Origin of the sequence: Shewanella xiamenensis (assembly GCF_024971755.1) — a bacterium.
Classification (GTDB): domain Bacteria; phylum Pseudomonadota; class Gammaproteobacteria; order Enterobacterales; family Shewanellaceae; genus Shewanella; species Shewanella xiamenensis.
Genome location: NZ_CP079718.1, coordinates 1927781 through 1949418, shown reverse-complemented (window position 1 = coordinate 1949418; position 21638 = coordinate 1927781). Strand labels below are relative to the sequence as shown.

General features: G+C 46.5%; 20 protein-coding genes. 8 read left to right on the top strand and 12 right to left on the bottom strand.

Going from position 1 to position 21638, the window contains the following annotated elements; genetic code table 11:
* The first annotated feature begins 35 nt into the window (after nt 1-35).
* From KXJ80_RS09820 to KXJ80_RS09805, 4 genes are all read left to right on the top strand, one after another.
* Complete coding sequence (locus KXJ80_RS09820; protein ID WP_259474690.1) at nt 36-3278, top strand: efflux RND transporter permease subunit; 3243 nt, start codon at nt 36-38, stop codon at nt 3276-3278.
* 41 nt (nt 3279-3319) lie between these two features.
* Nucleotides 3320-3532, top strand: coding sequence for a YgaP family membrane protein (locus KXJ80_RS09815; RefSeq protein WP_037420227.1), 213 nt, complete (start codon nt 3320-3322; stop codon nt 3530-3532).
* A gap of 25 nt (nt 3533-3557) precedes the next feature.
* Nucleotides 3558-3956: a rhodanese-like domain-containing protein gene (locus tag KXJ80_RS09810; RefSeq protein WP_140906735.1), complete on the top strand. Its 399-nt coding sequence runs from the start codon at nt 3558-3560 to the stop codon at nt 3954-3956.
* A 585-nt stretch (nt 3957-4541) separates the two neighbouring features.
* On the top strand, nt 4542-6971 hold the full coding sequence (locus KXJ80_RS09805) for a S8 family serine peptidase (RefSeq protein WP_140906736.1): 2430 nt from the start codon (nt 4542-4544) through the stop codon (nt 6969-6971).
* Between the two features lie 44 nt (nt 6972-7015).
* Here the strand turns inward: KXJ80_RS09805 and KXJ80_RS09800 are convergent, their stop codons facing one another.
* The 9 genes from KXJ80_RS09800 to KXJ80_RS09760 all read right to left on the bottom strand — a co-directional run bounded on the left by KXJ80_RS09800 (nt 7016) and on the right by KXJ80_RS09760 (nt 15238).
* A complete protein-coding gene (locus KXJ80_RS09800; RefSeq protein WP_037420235.1) occupies nt 7016-7561 on the bottom strand; it encodes a YaeQ family protein in 546 nt (181 codons plus the stop codon).
* Nucleotides 7562-7646: 85 nt separating this feature from the next.
* On the bottom strand, nt 7647-8558 hold the full coding sequence (locus KXJ80_RS09795; protein WP_055648740.1) for a precorrin-2 dehydrogenase/sirohydrochlorin ferrochelatase family protein: 912 nt from the start codon (nt 8556-8558) through the stop codon (nt 7647-7649).
* A gap of 320 nt (nt 8559-8878) precedes the next feature.
* Nucleotides 8879-9196, bottom strand: a complete 318-nt coding sequence (locus KXJ80_RS09790) for a putative signal transducing protein (protein WP_037420242.1) — start codon at nt 9194-9196, stop codon at nt 8879-8881.
* 261 nt (nt 9197-9457) lie between these two features.
* A complete protein-coding gene (gene secF / locus KXJ80_RS09785) occupies nt 9458-10405 on the bottom strand; it encodes a protein translocase subunit SecF (RefSeq protein WP_037420245.1) in 948 nt (315 codons plus the stop codon).
* A 12-nt stretch (nt 10406-10417) separates the two neighbouring features.
* Nucleotides 10418-12268 carry a protein translocase subunit SecD gene (gene secD / locus KXJ80_RS09780; RefSeq protein WP_037420247.1) on the bottom strand — a complete coding sequence of 617 codons (1851 nt, stop codon included), beginning with the start codon at nt 12266-12268 and terminating at the stop codon, nt 10418-10420.
* Nucleotides 12269-12285: 17 nt separating this feature from the next.
* A complete protein-coding gene (gene yajC, locus KXJ80_RS09775) occupies nt 12286-12618 on the bottom strand; it encodes a preprotein translocase subunit YajC (RefSeq protein ID WP_037420249.1) in 333 nt (110 codons plus the stop codon).
* 26 nt (nt 12619-12644) lie between these two features.
* Nucleotides 12645-13769: a tRNA guanosine(34) transglycosylase Tgt gene (gene tgt / locus KXJ80_RS09770; RefSeq protein ID WP_011622165.1), complete on the bottom strand. Its 1125-nt coding sequence runs from the start codon at nt 13767-13769 to the stop codon at nt 12645-12647.
* Nucleotides 13770-13929: 160 nt separating this feature from the next.
* Nucleotides 13930-14967, bottom strand: coding sequence for a tRNA preQ1(34) S-adenosylmethionine ribosyltransferase-isomerase QueA (gene queA, locus KXJ80_RS09765; protein WP_144375777.1), 1038 nt, complete (start codon nt 14965-14967; stop codon nt 13930-13932).
* A gap of 64 nt (nt 14968-15031) precedes the next feature.
* Complete coding sequence (locus KXJ80_RS09760) at nt 15032-15238, bottom strand: hypothetical protein (RefSeq protein WP_172589791.1); 207 nt, start codon at nt 15236-15238, stop codon at nt 15032-15034.
* A 188-nt stretch (nt 15239-15426) separates the two neighbouring features.
* On the opposite strand from KXJ80_RS09760, the gene KXJ80_RS09755 reads away from it, so the two are divergent.
* From KXJ80_RS09755 to KXJ80_RS09745, 3 genes are all read left to right on the top strand, one after another.
* Complete coding sequence (locus tag KXJ80_RS09755; protein WP_037428216.1) at nt 15427-16041, top strand: acyl carrier protein phosphodiesterase; 615 nt, start codon at nt 15427-15429, stop codon at nt 16039-16041.
* 19 nt (nt 16042-16060) lie between these two features.
* Nucleotides 16061-16615: a protein disulfide oxidoreductase gene (locus KXJ80_RS09750; RefSeq protein WP_370686212.1), complete on the top strand. Its 555-nt coding sequence runs from the start codon at nt 16061-16063 to the stop codon at nt 16613-16615.
* 79 nt (nt 16616-16694) lie between these two features.
* The gene (locus KXJ80_RS09745) at nt 16695-17366 is read left to right on the top strand and encodes an RluA family pseudouridine synthase (RefSeq protein ID WP_172589792.1); all 672 of its coding nucleotides are present in this window, start codon (nt 16695-16697) and stop codon (nt 17364-17366) included.
* A gap of 133 nt (nt 17367-17499) precedes the next feature.
* Here the strand turns inward: KXJ80_RS09745 and KXJ80_RS09740 are convergent, their stop codons facing one another.
* The gene (locus KXJ80_RS09740; protein WP_140906740.1) at nt 17500-17934 is read right to left on the bottom strand and encodes a hypothetical protein; all 435 of its coding nucleotides are present in this window, start codon (nt 17932-17934) and stop codon (nt 17500-17502) included.
* Between the two features lie 336 nt (nt 17935-18270).
* Between KXJ80_RS09740 and KXJ80_RS09735 the strand changes: the two genes are divergently transcribed.
* Entirely contained in the window at nt 18271-19650 is a 1380-nt protein-coding gene (locus tag KXJ80_RS09735) for a Gfo/Idh/MocA family oxidoreductase (RefSeq protein WP_218738869.1), read from the top strand.
* Nucleotides 19651-19715: 65 nt separating this feature from the next.
* On the opposite strand, the gene KXJ80_RS09730 is transcribed toward KXJ80_RS09735, so the two are convergent.
* Entirely contained in the window at nt 19716-20240 is a 525-nt protein-coding gene (locus KXJ80_RS09730) for a CIA30 family protein (protein ID WP_037428213.1), read from the bottom strand.
* A 77-nt stretch (nt 20241-20317) separates the two neighbouring features.
* Nucleotides 20318-21544, bottom strand: coding sequence for a serine/threonine transporter SstT (sstT, locus tag KXJ80_RS09725; RefSeq protein ID WP_037420273.1), 1227 nt, complete (start codon nt 21542-21544; stop codon nt 20318-20320).
* Nucleotides 21545-21638: the final 94 nt, after the last annotated feature.

The following is a 21638-nucleotide window of genomic DNA, read 5'->3' as shown; positions in this document are numbered from 1 at the left end:
ATTCCCTAGCGATATCAATTTGATGAGGTTGTTGAATGAAACACGCTAATGAATCTCCGATGACACTTGGTTTTTCGGGTCGGATTGCGGCCGCCTTCCAAAACAGTGCCATCACACCGCTGCTGGCACTTTTAGGCTTATTGCTCGGCTTATTTGCTATTTTAGTGACCCCAAAGGAAGAAGAACCACAGATTGACGTTACCTTTGCCGATGTCTTTATCCCCTTTCCTGGCGCCACTCCGGTCGAAGTTGAAAACTTAGTCACCCTGCCCGCCGAGCAAGTGATCTCTGAAATCAAAGGGATAGACACGCTCTATTCTTTCTCCCAACCCGATGGCGCCATGATCATTGTGATCTTTAAAGTCGGCGTAACCCGCAATGATGCCATAGTGAGTCTCTACAACCAGATTTATTCCAATATGGATAAACTGCCGCAGGGCGCGGGTGTGGGTGAACCATTAATTAAACCTCGGGGCATTGATGATGTACCTATTGTTAGCCTGACCTTATGGTCCAAGGACAAACAGGTCTCGGCCGAACAATTGACCCATGTTGCGCAAGGGTTAGAAACCGAAATCAAGCGTATCCCTGGCACGCGGGAGATATACACCGTCGGCCAACATGAGATAGTGGCCAATGTACGCATCGATCCCGCCAAAATGAATAGCTTTAATCTCACCTACGACAAGTTGAGACAAAGCCTAAATGACAATAATCACATCTCGATGCCTGCGTCTTTAGTACAAGGTAATCAAGAGATTAAGGTTCAGGCTGGGCAATTTTTACAAACAATAGACGATGTAAAACAGCTCGTTGTGAGTATTTCGCAGGATAAAAACGGCAAGCCTACCCCTGTTTATTTGGCCGATATCGCCGACATCAGTTTAAAGAGTGATATTCCCACTCAAAGCGTTTGGCACAGTGACAAGACAGATATTTACCCTGCGGTGACGATTGCCATAGGTAAACAACCGGGGCAAAACGCTGTCGATATCGCCGATGCAACGCTTGCTCGCATTGCTAAGGTCAAGAATGTATTGATCCCCAGCAATGTCGAAGTGACTGTTTCGCGCAACTATGGTGAGACGGCGGCGGATAAATCTAACACCCTTATTCTTAAGCTGATTTTTGCCACCAGCGCCGTTGTCGTATTGGTATTTTTAACCATGGGCGCCCGCGAGTCCTTAGTGGTCGGTGTCGCCATTATTATCACCTTGGCGATCACTCTATTCGCCTCATGGGCGTGGGGATTTACCCTCAACCGAGTGTCACTCTTCGCGCTGATTTTCTCCATCGGGATCTTGGTCGACGATGCCATTGTGGTAGTGGAAAACATTCACAGGCATATGGCGCTGGGTAAAAAATCCTTTAGTGAACTCATCCCCGTTGCGGTGGATGAAGTCGGCGGCCCGACGATTCTCGCCACCTTTACGGTTATCGCCGCTCTGCTGCCCATGGCATTTGTGTCAGGATTAATGGGCCCATACATGAGCCCGATTCCCATCAACGCCAGTATGGGCATGCTGATCTCCCTTGTGGTTGCCTTTGTGGTCACGCCCTGGCTAAGCCGTAAGCTGCTCAAACACCATAGTGGCCCAGCGACCGAAACTGTCCACAGCGACGATGCCGCGATAAATGAAAGTAAAATGGTGCGCCTGTTTACCCGTCTAATTGGCCCCTTCCTATTAGGTAAAGGCGCCCGTAAAGCACGGATTGGACTCGCTGCGGGTGTATTTGTATTGATCGGTATCGCCGTGGCCTTGCCCATAGGTCAGCTCGTGGTGTTAAAGATGCTCCCCTTCGATAATAAGTCAGAGTTCCAAGTGATGGTGGACATGCCAGAAGGCACACCAGTGGAACAAACCCAGCGCGTGCTTCAGGATTTAAGTCGTTACCTTGCCACTATACCCGAGGTGGAACATTTGCAGCTGTATGCTGGCACCAATGCGCCAATGAACTTTAACGGCTTAGTGCGTCACTATTTCCTACGTAATAGCCAAGAACTAGGCGATATTCAGGTCAATTTAGTCGATAAAAAGCATCGCAAACGCGATAGCCATAGCATTGCACTCTCAGTGAGAGAGGAACTACAGCAAATAGGTGCGCCATATCAAGCCAATATAAAAGTGGTTGAAGTACCACCAGGCCCACCAGTCTGGTCGCCGATTGTGGCCGAAGTCTATGGCCCAAGCCCTGCGATTCGTGAACAAGCAGCTTATGATCTGCAGTCACTGTTCCGTGAGACTCAAGATGTGGTCGATATTGATATCTTCTTACCCGCAGCACAGCAAAAATGGCAGGTGATGATCGACCGCTCTAAAGCTAGCCTGATGGCGGTGCCCTATAGCAATATCGTTGATTTAATTGCGACCTCAGTGGGCGGTAAGGATGTAAGCTACTTGCATATTGCTCAGCAAAAACACCCCGTGCCTATCCGCCTGCAACTGCAAGAAGGGGCGAAAATCGATTTAGAACAAGTGCTAAACATGAAGTTACAAAGCCAAACTGGGCAATCCGTGCCCGTGTCTGAGCTGGTCACTATCAAGCGCGGTAAAATCGATGCCCCTATTATCCATAAGAATATGATCCCTATGGTGATGGTGATTGCCGATATGGCAGGCCCGCTCGACAGTCCGCTCTATGGCATGTTCGACATGGCGGGCAAAATCGACGGCGACGGTGGCTTAGGTTTCGATCAGCATTATATCCACCAACCAACAGGCTTAGACTCAGTGGCCGTACTTTGGGACGGGGAATGGAAGATCACCTATGAAACTTTTAGAGATATGGGTATCGCCTATGCCGTGGGCATGATTGCAATTTACTTATTGGTCGTCGCCCAATTTAGATCCTATCTCGTGCCGCTTATCATTATGGCGCCCATCCCACTGACGGTGATTGGAGTGATGCCGGGTCATGCCCTGCTTGGTGCGCAATTTACCGCCACCTCGATGATTGGCATGATTGCCTTGGCGGGGATTATTGTCCGTAACTCGATATTATTAGTGGATTTTATCAATCAGGAAACCGCCTCAGGTGTGCCCTTTGAGCGCGCAGTGATCCACTCGGGTGCGGTGCGAGCCAAACCGATTATGCTGACCGCTTTGGCGGCCATGATTGGCGCCCTGTTTATTTTGGATGATCCGATTTTCAATGGGCTTGCGATCAGTCTGATTTTCGGGATTTTTATCTCGACCTTACTGACCCTAATCGTGATCCCTGTGCTTTACTACGCGGCGATGAAAAATCGCATAAACTTAACTCAAACAGCCGATTAACCCACAATAGGCAGCCATCGCGCTGCCTCTAGGAGCAAGCTATGTCACTCGAACGCAGCATTATGGCCTTTGCCGGATTTATGGTGTTACTGTCTTTGGTATTAACCGCTTTTGTTCACCATAACTTTTTGTGGTTAACCGCCTTCGTAGGCGCTAACCTATTCCAAAGCGCTTTCACGGGTTTTTGCCCAGCGGCAATGGTATTACGCAAGCTCGGCGTCAAATCCGAAGCTGAAATCGCTAAACAACGTTAATGCAGATTTGCAAAGGAGAAAGTCAGTGTTTAACAAGTTACTGTTTGGCAGTAAAAAATTACTTGGAGTAGCCCTATTGAGTCTTTTGTCACTCTCCATAGTACCTCATGCAGCAAATGCGACAGATCAACAGCCTCAAGTAGCATGGGAGAAAATCGCTGCTGGGGCTATGGTGCTTGATGTTCGCACCCCTGAGGAATTTGCCGCGGGTCATTTAGCCAATGCGGTTAATATTCCCTTTGAGCAAGTCGCCGCCGAGTTTGCTAAGCGCGGTATCGCCAAAGATGCGCCAGTGGTGTTGTATTGCCGCAGCGGTCGACGCAGCAGTATCGCGACCGAAGCCTTGGTCGCGGCGGGTTACACTCAGACCTATAACGGTGGCGGTTATCAGACCTTAGCCGACGCTCAGCCTAAAACAGAGTAACTTGCTGTTTCGATTCACGATGGAAAAGCGCCTGTTGGCGCTTTTTTATATTTCTGCCGAGGTTCATGTATCTCACCCACCACTCACTAGTCGATTATCCTGTTGCGCTCATGCATAAAAGCCAATAAATTGGCAAATGCCAAACCACCGACGCATTAACTCAATAAAATTGCATAATCAATCACTTGAATTAAACTCAATATCAAACACTGAAAAATACTATAGATTTTTCATCTTTTAATTCCAAAAAAATATAACTTTAAATTTCAACAAACTATACAGTTACATTAACCCATTGTTCGCTGTTAAAGCCGCTAGAATTCACTTTTACTTATTCACCTTTTCCACATAAATAAACATAAATAGCGCCAACACATTCGTTACAAGTTGTAACAATTGATTATTTATTCAATAAATTCGCTTATTACCTCAGGCAATTTTACCAACCGCCATACCATTAACATTTAATTTACAAATACTTACACGAAAGATAAATTCACTAACCGAGTAGCATCTGAGTCGTAGTTATTCTTTAAAAGCACAAAATAATAATGATTAACTCTAAATTGAACATGGAAGAAAAACATGACAATCAACCGAACCACTAAAATAGCCCTGAGTTTATCCAGCTTAGCTATTGCAATTTCAGCAAGTGTTCATGCTGCCCCCGACGTACCGGGTTTCAACGCAGCGATGCAAGCACAGACCTCTCCTTTGCCTAAGCGCTATATCGTTAAATTTAAAAATGCCGATGCCCCCGCTCTGATGTCTGTAGATAGTGCTCAAGTCAGCGACCAATTACCCACCACCATGAACTACCAGCCTCAAGTGGCTGAAATTAGCGCCCAGCACAGTGTGCTGAACAAGGCGCAAGCCAAAGAAATGAAGCGTATTGGCCGCAGTAACAGCTACTCAGTTAAGCTGGATAACAATGGCATTAAGGCATTAAGAGCCCGCGCCGATGTGGAATATGTGGAAGAGGACATGCCACGTAGGCTCTTAAACGAAACAACGCCTTGGGGACAAACCTTTGTGGGTGCGACCCAATTAAGCGATAGCCAAGCGGGTAACCGCACCATCTGTATTATCGACTCAGGTTATGACCGTGGTCACAGCGACTTAAGCGGTAACAATGTCACAGGTACCAATAACTCCGGCACCGGTAATTGGTTTGAACCTGGCAATAACAATGCCCATGGTACCCACGTTGCCGGTACTATCGCAGCGATCGCCAACAACGACGGCGTTATTGGCGTGATGCCAAATCAAAATGCCAATATCCATGTGATTAAAGTATTTAATGAAGCTGGCTGGGGTTACTCATCTTCACTCGTATCGGCGGTCGATACCTGTGTTAATAATGGCGCCAATGTGGTCACCATGAGTTTAGGTGGCGCAGGCTCAAGTACAACCGAGCGCAATGCCTTAGCCGCCCACTACAATAACGGCGTACTCTTGATTGCAGCCGCGGGTAACGATGGTAACAATACCCATAGCTACCCCGCTTCGTACGATGCGGTAATGTCAGTAGCGTCTGTTGATAATCACAAAGACCACTCAGCCTTCTCGCAATACACCAACCAAGTCGAGATCTCTGGTCCTGGTGAAGCCATTCTCTCTACCGTTACACGCGGTGAAGGACGTTTAGCCGATATTACTATCGGTGGTCAGTCATACTTTAACTCCGGCGTTGTGCCACACAATCGCTTTACGCCATCAGGCACTAACTATGCGCCCAATCCATACAATGGCACGGCAACCGCAACCTTAGCCGAATGTACGGTTAGCGGCTCAACCTTCAACTGCGGCAATATGACCAACAAAGTCTGTCTAGTTGAGCGAGTGGGTAACCAAGGCACTTCTTATCCAGAAATCAATGCGGTAAAAGCCTGTAAGAATGCGGGCGCTAGCGCTGTTATCGTGTACAGTAACACCGCCTTACCTGGACTACAAAACCCCTTCTTGGTCGATGCTAACAGCGAAATCAACATGGTGTCAGTGTCTGTTGACCGTGCAACCGGTCTAGCACTGCGTAACCAGTTAGGTGCAACCGTTACCGTGAGCAACCAAGGTAATAAAGACTACGAGTACTACAACGGTACATCGATGGCGACTCCACATGTGTCAGGCGTGGCAACCTTAGTGTGGAGCTATCACCCAGAATGTAGCGCTGCTCAGGTGCGTAATGCACTCAAGCAAACGGCTGAAGACTTAGGCACAGCTGGCCGTGATGATTACTATGGTTATGGTCTGGTCAATGCCGTTGCAGCGAAAACCTTCTTAGATGCGTCCTGTAATGGTCCTACGGATCCGGTTGACCCTACACCAACTGACAGCGTGTTAGTGAACGGTGTGCCAAAAACAGGTCTAAGCGGCGCCGCCAGTGAAGAACTGCATTTCTCTTTTGAAGTACCACAGGGTGCAACTAACTTAGGCTTTGTGATGAACGGTGGCACGGGTGATGCGGATCTGTACGTACAGTACGGCGCAGCGCCAACGACCTCAAACTACGATTGCCGTCCATACAAAGGTGGTAACAGTGAATCTTGCCCAATTAGCAACGTTCAATCAGGTACTTACTACGCGATGGTGAAAGGCTATTCAGCCTTTAGCGGTGTATCGTTAACCGCAAGCTACACAGCCCAAAGCGGTGGTGGTACTCCTACCACGCCAGCAAGCTACACCAACACCGATAACTACAATATTCCTGATAACAAGACCGCAGGTATCACGAGCCCAATCACAGTGACTCGCACGGGTAACTCAGGCACAGTGACTGCCGTGGTGAATATTGTTCACCCTTATATTGGTGACTTAAAAGTGCAATTGATCAGCCCAAGTGGTCAAACTTCAACATTGCACAATAGAACAGGTTCTGGCACTGACAATATCAACAAGAGCTACACAGTGGATATGACTGGCGTTGAGTCAAGCGGTGTGTGGAAACTTAAAGCAGTAGATAGCGGCCGTGGTGACGTAGGCTATATCGATAGCTGGGAATTGAAATTCCAATAATCACAGCGAATTAACACAAGAGCCTGCAATCGCAGGCTCTTTTATTATTGATAATCCTTAAGCATCTCTGGTTCGATAAGCAGACTATGCTCATTATCCGATAACCAGACTTGCCCTTCACTGATAGAAGCTTGCAGCGACATAGTCCGGCTCACTAAGGCCTCCATCGCCGTCACTGACTCTTCGGCAATATTCCATACTTTCAAATTTTTATAGCGCTCTAATGCTGCTTGATTCTGTTTCCACCAAATAGGAACACTACGTCCGCCGTAGGTAAACAGCTGCACCGCTTTCGCACGGCCGCTCGCCTTACGCAGCCATTTTTCATCGGCTTGGCCAAACTCAATCCACAGGTTGACTTCCCCTGAGAGACTCTTATCCCACAGTTCGGGTTCATCATCGACGCACAATCCCTTAGTAAAGCTTAAGGTCTCGGAAGCATTGAGGATAAATGCCAGCAAACGCACCATCATGCGACCATCGGTTTCCGAAGGATGCTGCGCTAACGTCAGTTGATGATCTTGATAATATCCCCGGTCCATATCAGCGATCTGAAGATTGACCTTAAACACGGTCGCTTTAAGCGCCATAGTACATCCTAAGCTTAATGATAAAAAATAACGGCGAGTCTACCTAAGACTCGCCGTCAGCTCAAACAAACTGCGATAAAGAAGACTAAATCGCCCCGGGGCGTAAATGCTTCGCGACAGGAAAGTGGGCCTTTAGCTGATTAATTTTCTGAGTATCGGCAACAATCAGCATTCTTGTGCCCTGCTCATATTCGTGAGTTATTTCGCTAAGAGCGAGTAATCCGCCGCGGTTAGCATCACGGCGAACGAATTCTGATAATTCATCCGTTAAGGTCTCTTGGCTATAAATCCAGTCAAGGCGTTGCAGTAACGGCATGGCCGCCAGCGGCAATAACTCGACGGGGGTGGCCTCATCCAATAACAGGATTTCTCCACGGCTGACGATATGGTTAAAAGCATTTTGGTAATGCTCTAGCGTACGTGCATCAAACCTATCACCATTGGTATCGAAAAAACGTTCCCAAAATAATCGACGTGTCGCGGTTTTGGTGAGGCGTTGTTGTACTTCGAGACGTTTGTCGGCCACAAAGTCAAATAGCGGTTTCAAGGATTGCGGTAGACTGGCTTCTAATCTCGCTCGGATGGTACGGGCAAATACAGGCGCGGCCCCTGCCGTACTGATCGCCACAACAAGGCGCCCTCTATCCACGATGGACGGCGTAATAAAACGGCAAAAAGCGGGATTGTCCACGGCATTAACCCAAATGCCACGCTCAGTGGCTAAGGTCGCTAATTCACTATTGAGTTTATCGTTGGCCGTTGCGAGATAAATAAGATCGTAATTTTGAATATCAGCCTGCACGACTGATCGTTGTGACAATAATATCCGTCCCTTATCAGCATAGGCTTGCACCTCAGAATTTACCTCTGGCGCAATAACATGGATATTCGCTTCGGTACGCGTCAGCAAGGCAAGTTTACGACTCGCTACATCCCCTGCCCCAACAAGCAGCACATTCAGATTAACGGTATCAATAAATAACGGGAAATATTGCATCGTATAAGCCTAATAAATATTGAGTAAAAACAAACTTCAATTATTTTCATGCACAGGGTTAACATCTGTTTTGGCCTATAAAAATCAAGGCTCTGATTCTAAACAGCGTTAACTCAACATTATGAATAAACGCATTATCTGACAGAATAATGCAGGCATATCTTATCGTACTAACTAAATGATAAGTCAGCGTAGATTAACACGATACTCAACAATAAATACTTAATAATATGAATAAGTTAGAAAATTTTTATCTAAATAAAAATATGCAATGATGGTCGGGAATATGGATCCCGACGATAGATGGATTGATGAGTAAATTAATTATGGCTCTCGCTACGCTCAGCACTACAATGCCAACACAATTCGAAGCTGCCCTCATTCATCTCATGGCACTGTACACATTGCCATTGGGGACTAACCACATCCAAGCCGCTTAATTGCGCTTGTGCGTTAGCCAACTGCGACTCTCGAACCCAAAGCTCAACATTGTGAAGATTGGCAGGTAACTCACCAACGCCACCCAACAAGGCCTCTCCACGCAACTCCACATGAATACCGCAGGCTTCTAATAATCCCTTCCATGTATGGGCCTGTAATAGGTTTCCACCAGCAATTAATGTTTTACGTTCTTCCATGCGACTTCCTACTGCATTTATCTTTTAAAAATAGCGGCAGCCGACATCCTACAGTGAAATAACTGAGCCTGTCGAGTGCTGTTTTTTACGCCAGTTGTTAATCAATTTAACATTTACGTTTTACAGCATTAGTCACTATAAAGTTGTGAGTTTGATAGCAGATTATCGAAAGTGAGTAATCATGGCGAAAAAAATGCCACTTTAAAAGTGGCATTTTTATCAACAATATTGGTATCTAAAATAGATTAATTTGAGACCAATTTACGGCATCATCGGTGGTTGATCTGCACCTTCTTTCTCTATCTCAACTGGCATCATATGCTCACGGCAAATGCCGAGTTTGATCGCTAAGAAACTCGCCACATAGATAGAAGAGTAAGTACCAACGAAAATACCCAGTAACAGTGCGGTCGCAAAGCCATGGATCATGGTGCCGCCCTTCAGGAACAGCGCAACAACTGTCACCAGCGTCGTACCCGTCGTGATAATGGTACGGCTCATGGTTTGGGTAATTGAAACGTTCACGACTTCTTCAGGATCGCTCTTACGCATCTTGAGGAAGTTTTCACGGATACGGTCAAATACCACAATGGTATCGTTCAGTGAGTAACCCACAACGGTTAACACACCGGCTAATACTGTTAGGTCAAACTCCAGTTGAAATACTGAAAACACCCCTAAGGTCACAATCACGTCATGGGCCAATGCCGCGACTGAACCCGCAGCCAAACGCCATTCGAAACGAAACGAAACGTAGATCATGATACAGATTAGTGCAACTAACACGGCTAAACCGCCCTGCTCAGCCAGTTCTTTACCCACCTGAGGACCGACGAATTCAACCCGTTTTTGTTGAACGCCTGCATCCACTTGCTGAGCAGCTGTCATCACAGATTTAACCTGAGCATCGCTGCTCACGCCTTCTTTCACCGACAGACGAACTAACACGTCGCGACTTGAACCAAAGTTTTGCACAATCGCGCCATCTAATTCAGGCGATGACAGTTTTGTACGCAACACGTTCAAATCAACAGGTTGAGTGAACTCCATCTCAACCACAGTACCGCCAGTAAAGTCTAAGCCCCAGTTGATACCCTTAGTCGCCAGAGAAACAAGCGAACCCAATACCAAAATGGCCGACATAATACTGATAGGCAGCGCATGACGGAGGAAGTTAACCGTACGTTTTAAAGATAAAATTTCTAACATTATCGCTTCCCCTTAGATAGACAGCGTCTTCACGCGCTTACCGCCCCAAATCGCGTTAACGATTGCGCGGGTTCCCACGATAGCGGTAAACATTGATGTCGCAATACCGATCATCAGGGTCACTGCGAAGCCTTTGATCGCGCCCGTACCTACGGCGAACAGGATCAATGCTGTTAAGAAGGTAGTAATGTTAGCGTCGGCGATAGTAGAGAATGCGTTGCCGTAACCTTCGTGAATGGCCTGCTGCACGCTGCGACCAGCACGTAACTCTTCACGGATACGCTCGTAAATCAGTACGTTACCATCAACCGCCATACCCACAGTTAACACCATACCCGCAATACCTGGCAGGGTTAACACGGCGCCAGGGATCATAGACATCACCCCAACCACCATCACTAAGTTGGCCGTTAGGGCCAAGTTGGCGATAAAGCCAAAACTGCGGTAGTAAACCAACATGAAGATAAGCACGACTGCCATACCCCAGATCATGGCTTGCACACCGCTTTCGATGTTTTCCGCACCTAGGCTTGGACCAATGGTACGCTCTTCCACAATCGATACTGGCGCGATCAAAGCACCCGCACGTAGCAATAACGCGAGGTTTTGTGCTTCACCGTGGCTTAACCCAGTGATCACAAAGTTGCGGCCTAAACGTGCTTGAATCGTCGCTACTGAAATCACTTCTTGGATTTTCAGCATTTTGACGCTGCCATCGGCGTTACGTTCACCACTGTCTTTATATTCAATGAATAAGGTCGCCATCGGTTTACCGATATTGTCCTTAGTCACATTAGAAAAAATGGTACCGCCTTTAGCGTCGAGGTTAATGCTTACCTGTGGACGGCTATATTGGTCAAAGCTGGGTTGTGCGCCAGTGATATGATCACCCGTTAGCATCACTTCCTTCTTCAACACCACTTGACCGCCTTCACGGCGTTGATACACCTCAGAACCCGCGGGTATACGGCCAGATTGCGCCGCATTAGGGTCAGCCTTATCGTCCACCATATGGAATTCAATCGATGCGGTTGCACCTAAAATTTCCTTGGCGCGAGCGGTATCTTGTACACCAGGTAACTCAACGATAATACGCTCAGCACCTTGGCGTTGTACCACAGGCTCAGCTACCCCTAACTCGTTCACACGGTTACGGATAGTGGTAATGTTTTGCTGCAACGCTTCTTCTTTAATCTGCTTGAGATAGGTTTCGCTCATCACGGCTTGCAGGGCAAAATCTTCACCCTTGCTCACATCGGTGAACACCATATCGTTGCTGCGAGATTTTAAGAAACGTTCTGCACTGGCTAAACTTTCAGCATCACGGAATTTAATCTCGATACCTTGAGCATTGTTGCGAATGCCCGCGTAACGGATTTTTTCTTCCCGTAATTGTGAACGGAAATCAGCCACTTTGGCTTCTTCCATCTTACGAATGGCTTCGCCCATGTCCACTTCCATCAGGAAGTGCACACCACCACGAAGGTCCAAACCGAGTTTCATTGGGCTACCACCCATAGACTCGAGCCATTTAGGTGTTGCAGGGGCAAGGTTAAGTGCTACGGTAAACTTATCACCTAAGTCTTCGGCGATGGTTTCCTTGGCCAACAACTGTTGATCCGCGTTTTGTACGCGAACCAACAATTGGCCTTTTTCAAGCTCAGAACGCTTTACCGCAATGCCCTTACTGGCTAACAGCTCGTTCACTCTGGCTTGGGTAGATGCCGTGACTTCAGCACCTCGAGTCGCCACTACTTGCACCGCATGATCTTCACCGAACAGGTTAGGTACGGCATAGAAACAACCTATGGCGATGATAAGCACCACCATAATGTTCTTCCACATTGGGTATTTATTTAACACGCCTGAGCCCTCTTGGCTTACAACGACTGGATAGAGCCCTTAGGCAATACAGCTGCAATGTAATCTTTTTTAATTGTAATTTGAGTCGTGTCGTTCAAGCTCAGTAACACGTAGTCATTGTCATCGCTGATCTTTGCAATCTTGCCTAAAATGCCGCCGCTGGTCAGCACTTCATCACCTTTTCCAAGTGATGACATCAGGTTTTTGTGCTCTTTAACACGCTTCGATTGCGGACGGAAAATCATGAAATAGAAAATCAGGCCGAAAATCACCAGCATGAAAATCAATTCCATAGTGCCACCACTCTGTGGAGCGCCAGCAGCATTTGCATATGCATTTGAAATGAACATAGTTTTCTCTTCTTATTAGCAAAAAATCAATCGACTAACTCTGGTACTTCGCGACCTTGACTGGTATAGAAGTCCTTCACAAAGGCGTCTAATGTACCCGTCTCAATCGCACCGCGCAAACCTTCCATTAACATTTGATAGTATCTCAAGTTGTGAATGGTGTTTAAACGCGCACCCAGAATCTCATTACAACGATCTAAATGGTAAAGGTATGCCCGTGAATAGTTTTTACAGGTATAACAATCACACTTAGGATCGAGCGGTGAAGTGTCATCACGATGACGCGCGTTGCGGATCTTGATGACACCTTCACTGGTAAACAGATGGCCGTTGCGGGCGTTACGGGTTGGCATCACACAGTCAAACATGTCGATACCACGACGCACACCTTCAACTAAATCCTCTGGCTTACCGACCCCCATCAGATAGCGCGGCTTGTCAGCAGGAATTTGTGGACAGACATGCTCAAGAATGCGATGCATGTCTTCCTTAGGCTCACCTACGGCCAAACCACCGACGGCATAACCGTCGAAACCAATTTCGACTAAGCCTTTTAAGCTCTCGTCGCGTAAATCTTCATACACACTGCCTTGGATAATCCCAAATAATGAATTGGGGTTTTCCAGGCGGTCAAACTCGTCGCGTGAACGCTTAGCCCAACGCAGTGACATCTGCATTGACTTGCGCGCTTCATCTTCGGTTGCTGGATACGGAGTACATTCGTCAAAAATCATTACCACATCACTGCCCAATGCATGTTGAATTTGCATTGACTTTTCAGGATCTAAGAAGATTTTCTCGCCGTTAATTGGCGAGCGGAAATGCACACCTTCTTCAGTAATTTTACGAATGTCACCCAAACTGAACACTTGGAAACCGCCCGAATCGGTCAGAATAGGACGCTGCCAATTCATAAAATCGTGAAGGTCACCATGCTTACGCATGATTTCTTCGCCAGGGCGTAACCACAGGTGGAAAGTGTTACCGAGCAGAATATCGGCGCCAGTAGCACGCACTTCTTCTGGCGTCATCCCTTTTACCGTACCGTAAGTCCCTACAGGCATAAATGCTGGGGTTTCCACTGTACCACGTTCAAAAATCAAGCGACCACGGCGCGCACGGCCGTCGGTAGTGTCAAGTTCAAATTTCATCATTCACCTCGCCAGATAAACAGTCTGACTACATTTTTAATGGCAAGCGCCATTTTGATTAACAATAGAGATAGGGACAGTTCAAAAAGGTTCAACCTTTGGCTGAAAAAATATCCGCCCAAACTCAATGTGGGCGGCTATTTTAAAACAAAATCTTGGTCTAGTGAGCTTTTTTCGTCACAAACATGGCATCGCCATAGCTAAAGAAGCGATATTTTTGCGTGATTGCGTGTTGATACGCCACCATAACATGATCAAAACCCGCAAAGGCACTAACCAACATGATGAGCGTCGATTCCGGCAGGTGAAAGTTAGTGATCATGGCATCGACGATTTGGAACTGATACCCAGGGTAGATAAAGATATCGGTATCACCGCTAAAGGCTTTAAGTTCGCCTTCACTTGCACGGGCCGCACTCTCCAGTGAACGTACAGACGTCGTGCCCACAGCAACCACACGTTTGCCTGCCGCTTTCGTTTGGGCAATTAAATCCACCACATCCTGCGGCACATTGGCCCACTCGGAATGCATTTTGTGCTCGAGCACATTATCGACGCGCACGGGTTGGAAGGTGCCTGCACCGACGTGCAGAGTCACAAAGGCGATACTTACGCCCTTGGCTTTTAATGCCTCAAGCATGACATCATCAAAGTGTAGACCCGCCGTTGGCGCGGCAACCGCACCGGGGTTCTGATTATACACGGTTTGATAGCGCTCTTTATCGGCATCCTCATCGGGACGGTCGATATAAGGAGGCAATGGCATATGCCCTACTGCTTCGAGCACTTCTAAAATTGTGAGATCGGATAAGAGTTCGAGTTCAAATAAGGCGTCATGGCGAGCAGCCATCTTCATCTCATAACCGCCGTCGAGATGAATAATGCTATCTACTTTCGGGGATTTAGAGCTGCGCACATGGGCGAGAATACGCTTATCGTCGAGCATACGCTCAACTAAAATCTCGAGTTTGCCACCACTGGCCTTTTGGCCAAATAAACGTGCTGGGATCACCCGGGTATTGTTAAATACCATTAAATCGCCGGGATTAATCATCTCCAGCAGATCGGTAAACTGTTTATCGGCGAGCGTGCCAGTATTGCCATCTAAGGTTAACAGACGTGACGCCGTACGTTGCGCCATGGGATAACGAGCGATGAGTTCGTCGGGAAGATCGAAAGAAAAGTCTGTTACGCGCATGCAAAGGCCTCTAGATAGCTTAGAACGGCGGCTAGTCTATGGTTAGAGGCCAATAAGATCAAGATTACTTGTTCGCGATATCCATATCGGTCACTGCATCCTGCTCATTGAGCGTATTTGAGCTCAATGCGTCATCCACATCATATTTAGCCCGAGTGCGAGCAAAATGATCGATGCTGAAACTATGTTGCTCATAGGGAATATCAACCAGCATTTTTTTACGTTTGGGACGCTCGTCTTTACCAAGCATTTTGATGAACCAGTTCCACATCGTCCATGATCCTTAACAGGTTAGTTGATTAGCGCATTTTCTGTCTTTAGCATCAGCATTTACACTCCTGTTAGAAATGCTGAATCTAGCACTACCTTACAAAAGCACACGATTTTTGCCTATTTGCACTTTCCTCAGCGCGCCTGCCCATGATAACGTGAACCAACGCGATTAACCAAGCACAAAAAATGAACATTCTTACACACTTACATCTGGCTGATATCAGTAAAACCCACCTTGGTGCCAATCTAGCAGGCAATTTTATTACCGCGTCGATAGACAATGCCCCACAAGCACTACGCCAAGGACTGTGGTTAAACCATGAAATCAATCAGCTCTGTGCGACCCATGAGTTGACTCAAGAACTCATCGCATTGTTTCCTAAACAGTTAACAAGTATAGCAGCAGATTTGATGTTCATCAGTTTCGATTATTATTTAGCCTTCTACTGGGAAGAATATCATCATCTGTCACTGCCTGATTTTAGCCAAAAAGCCTATAGTGAACTGGCAGAATTTGCCGCGCAAAGCGATGTGTATCACCCTCAGCTATGCCTAGACATTATCGCCGATATGCGCCGTCAAGATTGGTTAAACGGCTACGCCACACCTAAGGGCATTCAACAGGCATTAACCCAAAGGGCCAAAGGTCATCCGCACAGTGCCTTATTTAACGGTGCGGATAAAATTTTAGCCCAAATGCAGATTGAGACAGAAACCGCCTTTCGTACCTTCTACCCCCAGTTGATGGCCTATACCCGTATTTGGAGCCGTAAAACTCCGAGTGACTATTTACCCGAATAATCCCGAGGAGACCATCTCAGTGATAAGAGCAAGCTCAAGGGAGCAATCACCTCATCCAAAGGGATGGAAACAAAAACTGCAAAGCCCTCGATTTTGGCTAAAGCAGCTTAGGGATTTAACCATTATGGCGCTACTGCTCTATGGGGTAAGCCTCTATTTACAACGGGATATGGTCACAGGCCAAGCGCCAGTATTAAGCGGTATTACCATTGATGGCGGCAAGTTTGCACTTAATACAGCCCAAACTGAGCCAACATTAGTCTATTTCTGGGGAACCTGGTGCCCAGTATGCCGCGTAACATCGCCGATGGTTGAGACCATCAGCCAAAATCATCGGGTGATTTCAGTCGCCGTTGCTTCAGGTAGTGATAGTGAGATTCAAACCTTTATGGATGAACATCAATATCACTTTCCGGTACTTAATGATGATGGTGGAACGCAAAGTGCTCTCTGGGGCGCGATGGCATTTCCAGCCATTTATGTTATCGATACGCAAGGAAATATTCGTTACGTTACCTCAGGAGTCACGTCTACCTGGGGGATGAAGTTTAGATTATGGTTAGCGCAGTTTTAATGCCCCATGACATTGTTGAGAATATACTGCTTAGTAACTGATATTTTGCTAGTATGGCCTCGCAAAAGATGAGGATACGATGCAGATATTTGATTACCAGCCCCCTTCAGTCCCTTGGTTAGATCTTCGCTATCAAGATAGAGATGTGATCGTTATTAATAAACCTTCGGGCTTATTGTCTAATCCCGGCAGAGCCGCACATACCTTCGATTGTGCCCTCACTCGGCTGCAACGTCTTTATCCTGAAACGATTCTGGTGCACAGACTCGACTGCGCCACCTCAGGCATTATGGTTTTTGCGCGCAATAAAAAAGCCGAATCCCACTTAAAAACCCAGTTTCAAGATCGACAAAGTGAGAAAGTGTATATTGCTGAGGTCATGGGACTGGTCGAGCTGGATGCAGGTATAATTGATTTAGCTATCGCCCCCGACCCCGAGCATCCACCCTATCAAAAGACCCAAGCGGCGGGGACGGCTGGCGCGAAAAGTGCTTTGACCCATTACCGAGTGCTAGAAAGACGCGAAAACAGCACCTTAGTGGAATTAACCCCAGAAACGGGCCGAACCCACCAGCTTAGGGTACATATGCTCGCCCTTGGGCATCCCATTTTAGGGGATGAATTTTATGGTAATGCTGAGGTGATCAAGGCCAGACCGAGACTGTGTCTCCATGCCCAAAGCTTGAGCTTTACCCATCCGTATTCGGGTAAAAGGATGCATTTTTACAGTCAGCATTCTTTCAATGAATAATCGGCAAAAATACAAGAGGTCGCGTTAAGCGACCTCTGTTTTAACCAAACCTGACCATCCCGCTACACAGGGATAAGCTTGAGAGGGAATATTATTCGCCCAACTCAGTTGCCATTAAAAAATCACAACCGTTTTAAGCAACGCGCTGATTAAAATCAATATCCACAACTAATTTATCTACTTGAAAATAACTACCCTGTTCGTTGCAAAATTGCAGTTGCATATTAGGCGTTACCATAAAATACTCACCGAAGAAATTACCGCCCACATCTTCTACTTTTTTGCCCTGTGGCGTATCAGTTAAATTGACTTCATCTAAGCTATGGCAGCCATCACTGAACCAAGTTTCTAAATAATATTTATCTGCTTCTTTATAGAGGGTAATTTTGTCACCTAGCAGTGGACGCTCATCTAACCAACGACCAATAATTTCACGATTTTGCATATCTGTCTCCCGCCAATGTAGGCGACGGCGTTTTTCAATCCCAGACATCCTGATATCCTTATGCAATACCCAATCACCTAAAGTGAACGTCAGTTGTGGTAGTACATTAAGCATAGAACCCATATACCGCTTTACTCCCCCGAGTCGCAAATTACGTCAAACTCATCAAAAAATGTAATTTTTTGGTTAAATTTAATTTGCTAAACATTTAAAAACTAAAAGATAATTTAGCTTGATTAATTAATGGGCAGTGTAGCTTAATTAGAAAATAAAAACGCGATCTTTATCACTATTTACCTATCGCTAAAGTAAAGATAAATAACCTGTTGCAATACGGTTTATTTAATTACGTATGAATGAGCTTGTTACATCTTTTAATGTCCACTTACAGTGAGATTCTGATATAACAAGATGGATTAAAATCGCCCTACAAATAAACAACAATAAAGCAGGAAGCCTATGCACAATATTCATCGCCGCCATTTTCTGAAAGCCGCAGGCGCCGTCACTGCCGGCCTTGTTACGGCCAATATTGCCCTCGACGCTACCGCCAGTAACGTTGCCCCGAAACCCAGTCGTGGGAAATCAGTTATTGGACTCATTGCCCCTAAAATGGAGGTGGTTAGAGTTGGTTTTATCGGTGTGGGAGAGCGTGGATTTAGCCATGTCGAACAGTTTTGTCACTTAGACGGCGTGGAGCTAAAAGCCATTTGCGATACGCACCAAGCGGTTATTGATAGAGCGGTTGAGCATATCGTTAAACAAAAACGGCCAAAAACTGCGATCTATACCGGCAATGATTTGAGCTATCGCGAGCTATTAAACCGTGATGACATCGATATTGTGATTATTTCCACTCCGTGGGAATGGCATGCTCCAATGGCTATCGACACTATGGAAAGTGGTAAACACGCCTTTGTTGAAGTACCACTCGCCCTCACAGTCGAAGAGTGCTGGCAAATCATCGATACCGCCGAGCGTACCCAGAAAAACTGCATGATGATGGAAAACGTCAATTACGGTCGTGAAGAACTGATGGTGCTTAACATGGTGCGCCAAGGCTTATTTGGCGAATTACTCCACGGCGAAGCCGCTTATATCCATGAACTGCGCTGGCAAATGAAAGAAATTGATCATAAAACCGGATCATGGCGCACTTATTGGCATACTAAACGCAATGGTAATTTATATCCCACTCACGGTTTAGGGCCTATTTCCCAGTATATGAATATCAACCGCGGTGACAGATTCGATTACCTGACTTCCATGAGTTCGCCAGCTTTAGGTCGTGCTTTATATGCTAAGCGAGAATTTCCCGCCGATCATGAACGTAATCAGCTCAAATACATTAATGGCGATATGAGCACTAGCCTGATTAAAACCGTGAAAGGCAGAACCATTATGGTTCAACACGATACCACCACCCCAAGACCCTACAGTCGCCATAATCTAATCCAAGGCACTAACGGTGTGTTTGCTGGCTTCCCTAATCGTATCGCAATCGAAAATGGGGGTTTTGGTCAGAGTTACCACGAGTGGGATATGGACATGCAAAAGTGGTATGACAAATACGATCACCCACTGTGGCAACGTATTGGTAAAGAAGCCGAAATCAACGGCGGTCACGGCGGCATGGATTTTGTGATGCTTTGGCGAATGATCTACTGCCTACGTAACGGCGAGGCACTCGATCAGGATGTCTATGATGGTGCGGCTTGGTCTGTGGTCAATATTTTAAGTGAACAATCACTCAATAACCGCAGTAACTCAGTAAACTTTCCCGACTTTACCCGCGGCGCATGGGAACATGCTAAGCCCCTAGGGATTGTGGGAGCCTAAATCGCGCTGAGTTGAGCGTGTAGCAGTAGATTAAGGGGACAAGCATTAGCTTATCCCCTTATGACTCAATAACAGCCTATTGATTTAATTTTTAATGCAAAATCACCACTTTGCTGCGCACCAATAACTAGCCCAATACTTGTGAGACGGCTCAAATCAATCTCAGCACGCTCAATCGGCTTGCCACGGCACTGGGGATGAAACGCCGTAAAGGGGATTTCAATACGTTGCCAGTGAATAATACTGCCACCATTAACGCCAAAAGACTGATGCTTAGCATCGGGCATCGGTGCTTGATAAACCGTACTCTGCGGCGTGTCGGCATCTTTGAGATTCACTTTGTAGTGCTTACTTCTATCACGGTCGAGTTCGAGATAAATCCCAGTGAATTCACTCACATTTTTGGGTTCAAACTCACAGCGCACCGAGGCAAACCCGCCACCATTGGCGAGTGACACATGGCCGCTAAACATCCCATAGCCTAACGGAGAGATGGTGAGCTTACTGCGTGACAAACCGCCCATCACAGTATCATTAACGCCATACCAAGACTTTGCGGCATTTAACTCTTTAAAATCGAAAAGGATCATAACTACTCCCATAAAAAAAGCAGCCACCGAAGTGACTGCTCCTATGATACTTTCTTCTACACTAACAACAGCACACTTTATCCAAGTTTAGCTTTGTTTTCAGCGGCTTCACAAGCAGCAGCGGTAAAAATCACGTCCGTAGAGCTATTCAGTGCCGTTTCGGCTGCATCTTGGATCACGCCGATAATAAAACCAACAGCAACCACTTGCATCGCCACATCGTTAGAAATGCCAAACAAGCTACAAGCAAGCGGAATAAGCAATAACGAACCACCCGCCACACCAGATGCACCACAGGCAGAAATCGCAGCTACCACGCTAAGCAGCAAGGCAGTCAGCAGATCAACTTGAATCCCCAAAGTATGTGCCGCAGCTAAAGTCAGTACGGTAATCGTAATCGCAGCGCCGCCCATATTGATGGTTGCCCCTAACGGGATAGAGACTGAATAAGTATCTTCGTGCAGATTTAACTTTTCACACAATGCCATATTCACTGGAATATTGGCCGCACTTGAGCGGGTGAAAAATGCCGTCACACCACTCTCACGCAGACAGCGGATCACAAGTGGATAGGGATTACGTTTGATTTTAACGTAAACAATCAGCGGGTTAATAATTAAGGCGATAATAGCCATCGCACCGAGCAATACGGCTAATAACTGAGCGTAGCCCGCAATTGCCGCAAAACCGGTTTCAGCAAATGTGGCAGCAACTAGACCGAAAATACCAATAGGCGCTAACCGAATGATAAAATGCACCATTTGCGAAATACCATGGCTCACATCCGCAAACACTTGTTTGGTTGAATCACTCGAATGATGTAAGGCTAAGCCAAGACCCACACCCCAAGCCAAAATACCAATATAGTTCCCCGTCATCAGGGCATTCACGGGGTTATCAACCAGTTTAAACAACAGGGTGTTAATCACCTCACCAATTCCCTGTGGCGGACTGGTGCCTTCAACACCCGCAACTAACACCAGATTAGTCGGGAACATCATACTTAAAATCACTGCGGTTAATGCCGCAGCAAAGGTACCCAATAAGTACAACACCACGATTGGGCGCATATTCGTTTGAGTATTTTTCTTTTGATTCGCAATGGAGGATGCCACGAGAATAAAGACTAGAATAGGCGCTATCGCTTTTAATGCACCAACAAATAAACTACCTAAAAAAGCGACTTGTTTGGCCCATTCATGTGAAAAACTGGCTAAAGCGACACCAGCGATAATCCCGACGAGAATTTGCAGCACCAAACTGCTATTAGCCAACTTGGCTAAAAAAGATGATTCTTGTTTCATTACTTAACCTATCGTTATTATATTTCGGCTGAGTTTCCCCATCCCACACCTTCAAAATTGAGGCCAATAAGGTTTTATAGGATGTGATGGAACT

Bases quoted from the DNA above. Each gene is read 5' to 3' on its own strand.
- KXJ80_RS09820 (WP_259474690.1), top strand. From the start codon at position 36: ATGAAACACGCTAATGAATCTCCGATGACACTTGGTTTTTCGGGTCGG.
- KXJ80_RS09815 (WP_037420227.1), top strand. From the start codon at position 3,320: ATGTCACTCGAACGCAGCATTATGGCCTTTGCCGGATTTATGGTGTTA.
- KXJ80_RS09805 (WP_140906736.1), top strand. From the start codon at position 4,542: ATGACAATCAACCGAACCACTAAAATAGCCCTGAGTTTATCCAGCTTA.
- KXJ80_RS09800 (WP_037420235.1), bottom strand. From the start codon at position 7,561: ATGGCGCTTAAAGCGACCGTGTTTAAGGTCAATCTTCAGATCGCTGAT.
- KXJ80_RS09795 (WP_055648740.1), bottom strand. From the start codon at position 8,558: ATGCAATATTTCCCGTTATTTATTGATACCGTTAATCTGAATGTGCTG.
- KXJ80_RS09790 (WP_037420242.1), bottom strand. From the start codon at position 9,196: ATGGAAGAACGTAAAACATTAATTGCTGGTGGAAACCTATTACAGGCC.
- secF (WP_037420245.1), bottom strand. From the start codon at position 10,405: ATGTTAGAAATTTTATCTTTAAAACGTACGGTTAACTTCCTCCGTCAT.
- yajC (WP_037420249.1), bottom strand. From the start codon at position 12,618: ATGTTCATTTCAAATGCATATGCAAATGCTGCTGGCGCTCCACAGAGT.
- tgt (WP_011622165.1), bottom strand. From the start codon at position 13,769: ATGAAATTTGAACTTGACACTACCGACGGCCGTGCGCGCCGTGGTCGC.
- queA (WP_144375777.1), bottom strand. From the start codon at position 14,967: ATGCGCGTAACAGACTTTTCTTTCGATCTTCCCGACGAACTCATCGCT.
- KXJ80_RS09760 (WP_172589791.1), bottom strand. From the start codon at position 15,238: ATGTGGAACTGGTTCATCAAAATGCTTGGTAAAGACGAGCGTCCCAAA.
- KXJ80_RS09755 (WP_037428216.1), top strand. From the start codon at position 15,427: ATGAACATTCTTACACACTTACATCTGGCTGATATCAGTAAAACCCAC.
- KXJ80_RS09745 (WP_172589792.1), top strand. From the start codon at position 16,695: ATGCAGATATTTGATTACCAGCCCCCTTCAGTCCCTTGGTTAGATCTT.
- KXJ80_RS09740 (WP_140906740.1), bottom strand. From the start codon at position 17,934: ATGGGTTCTATGCTTAATGTACTACCACAACTGACGTTCACTTTAGGT.
- KXJ80_RS09735 (WP_218738869.1), top strand. From the start codon at position 18,271: ATGCACAATATTCATCGCCGCCATTTTCTGAAAGCCGCAGGCGCCGTC.
- KXJ80_RS09730 (WP_037428213.1), bottom strand. From the start codon at position 20,240: ATGATCCTTTTCGATTTTAAAGAGTTAAATGCCGCAAAGTCTTGGTAT.
- sstT (WP_037420273.1), bottom strand. From the start codon at position 21,544: ATGAAACAAGAATCATCTTTTTTAGCCAAGTTGGCTAATAGCAGTTTG.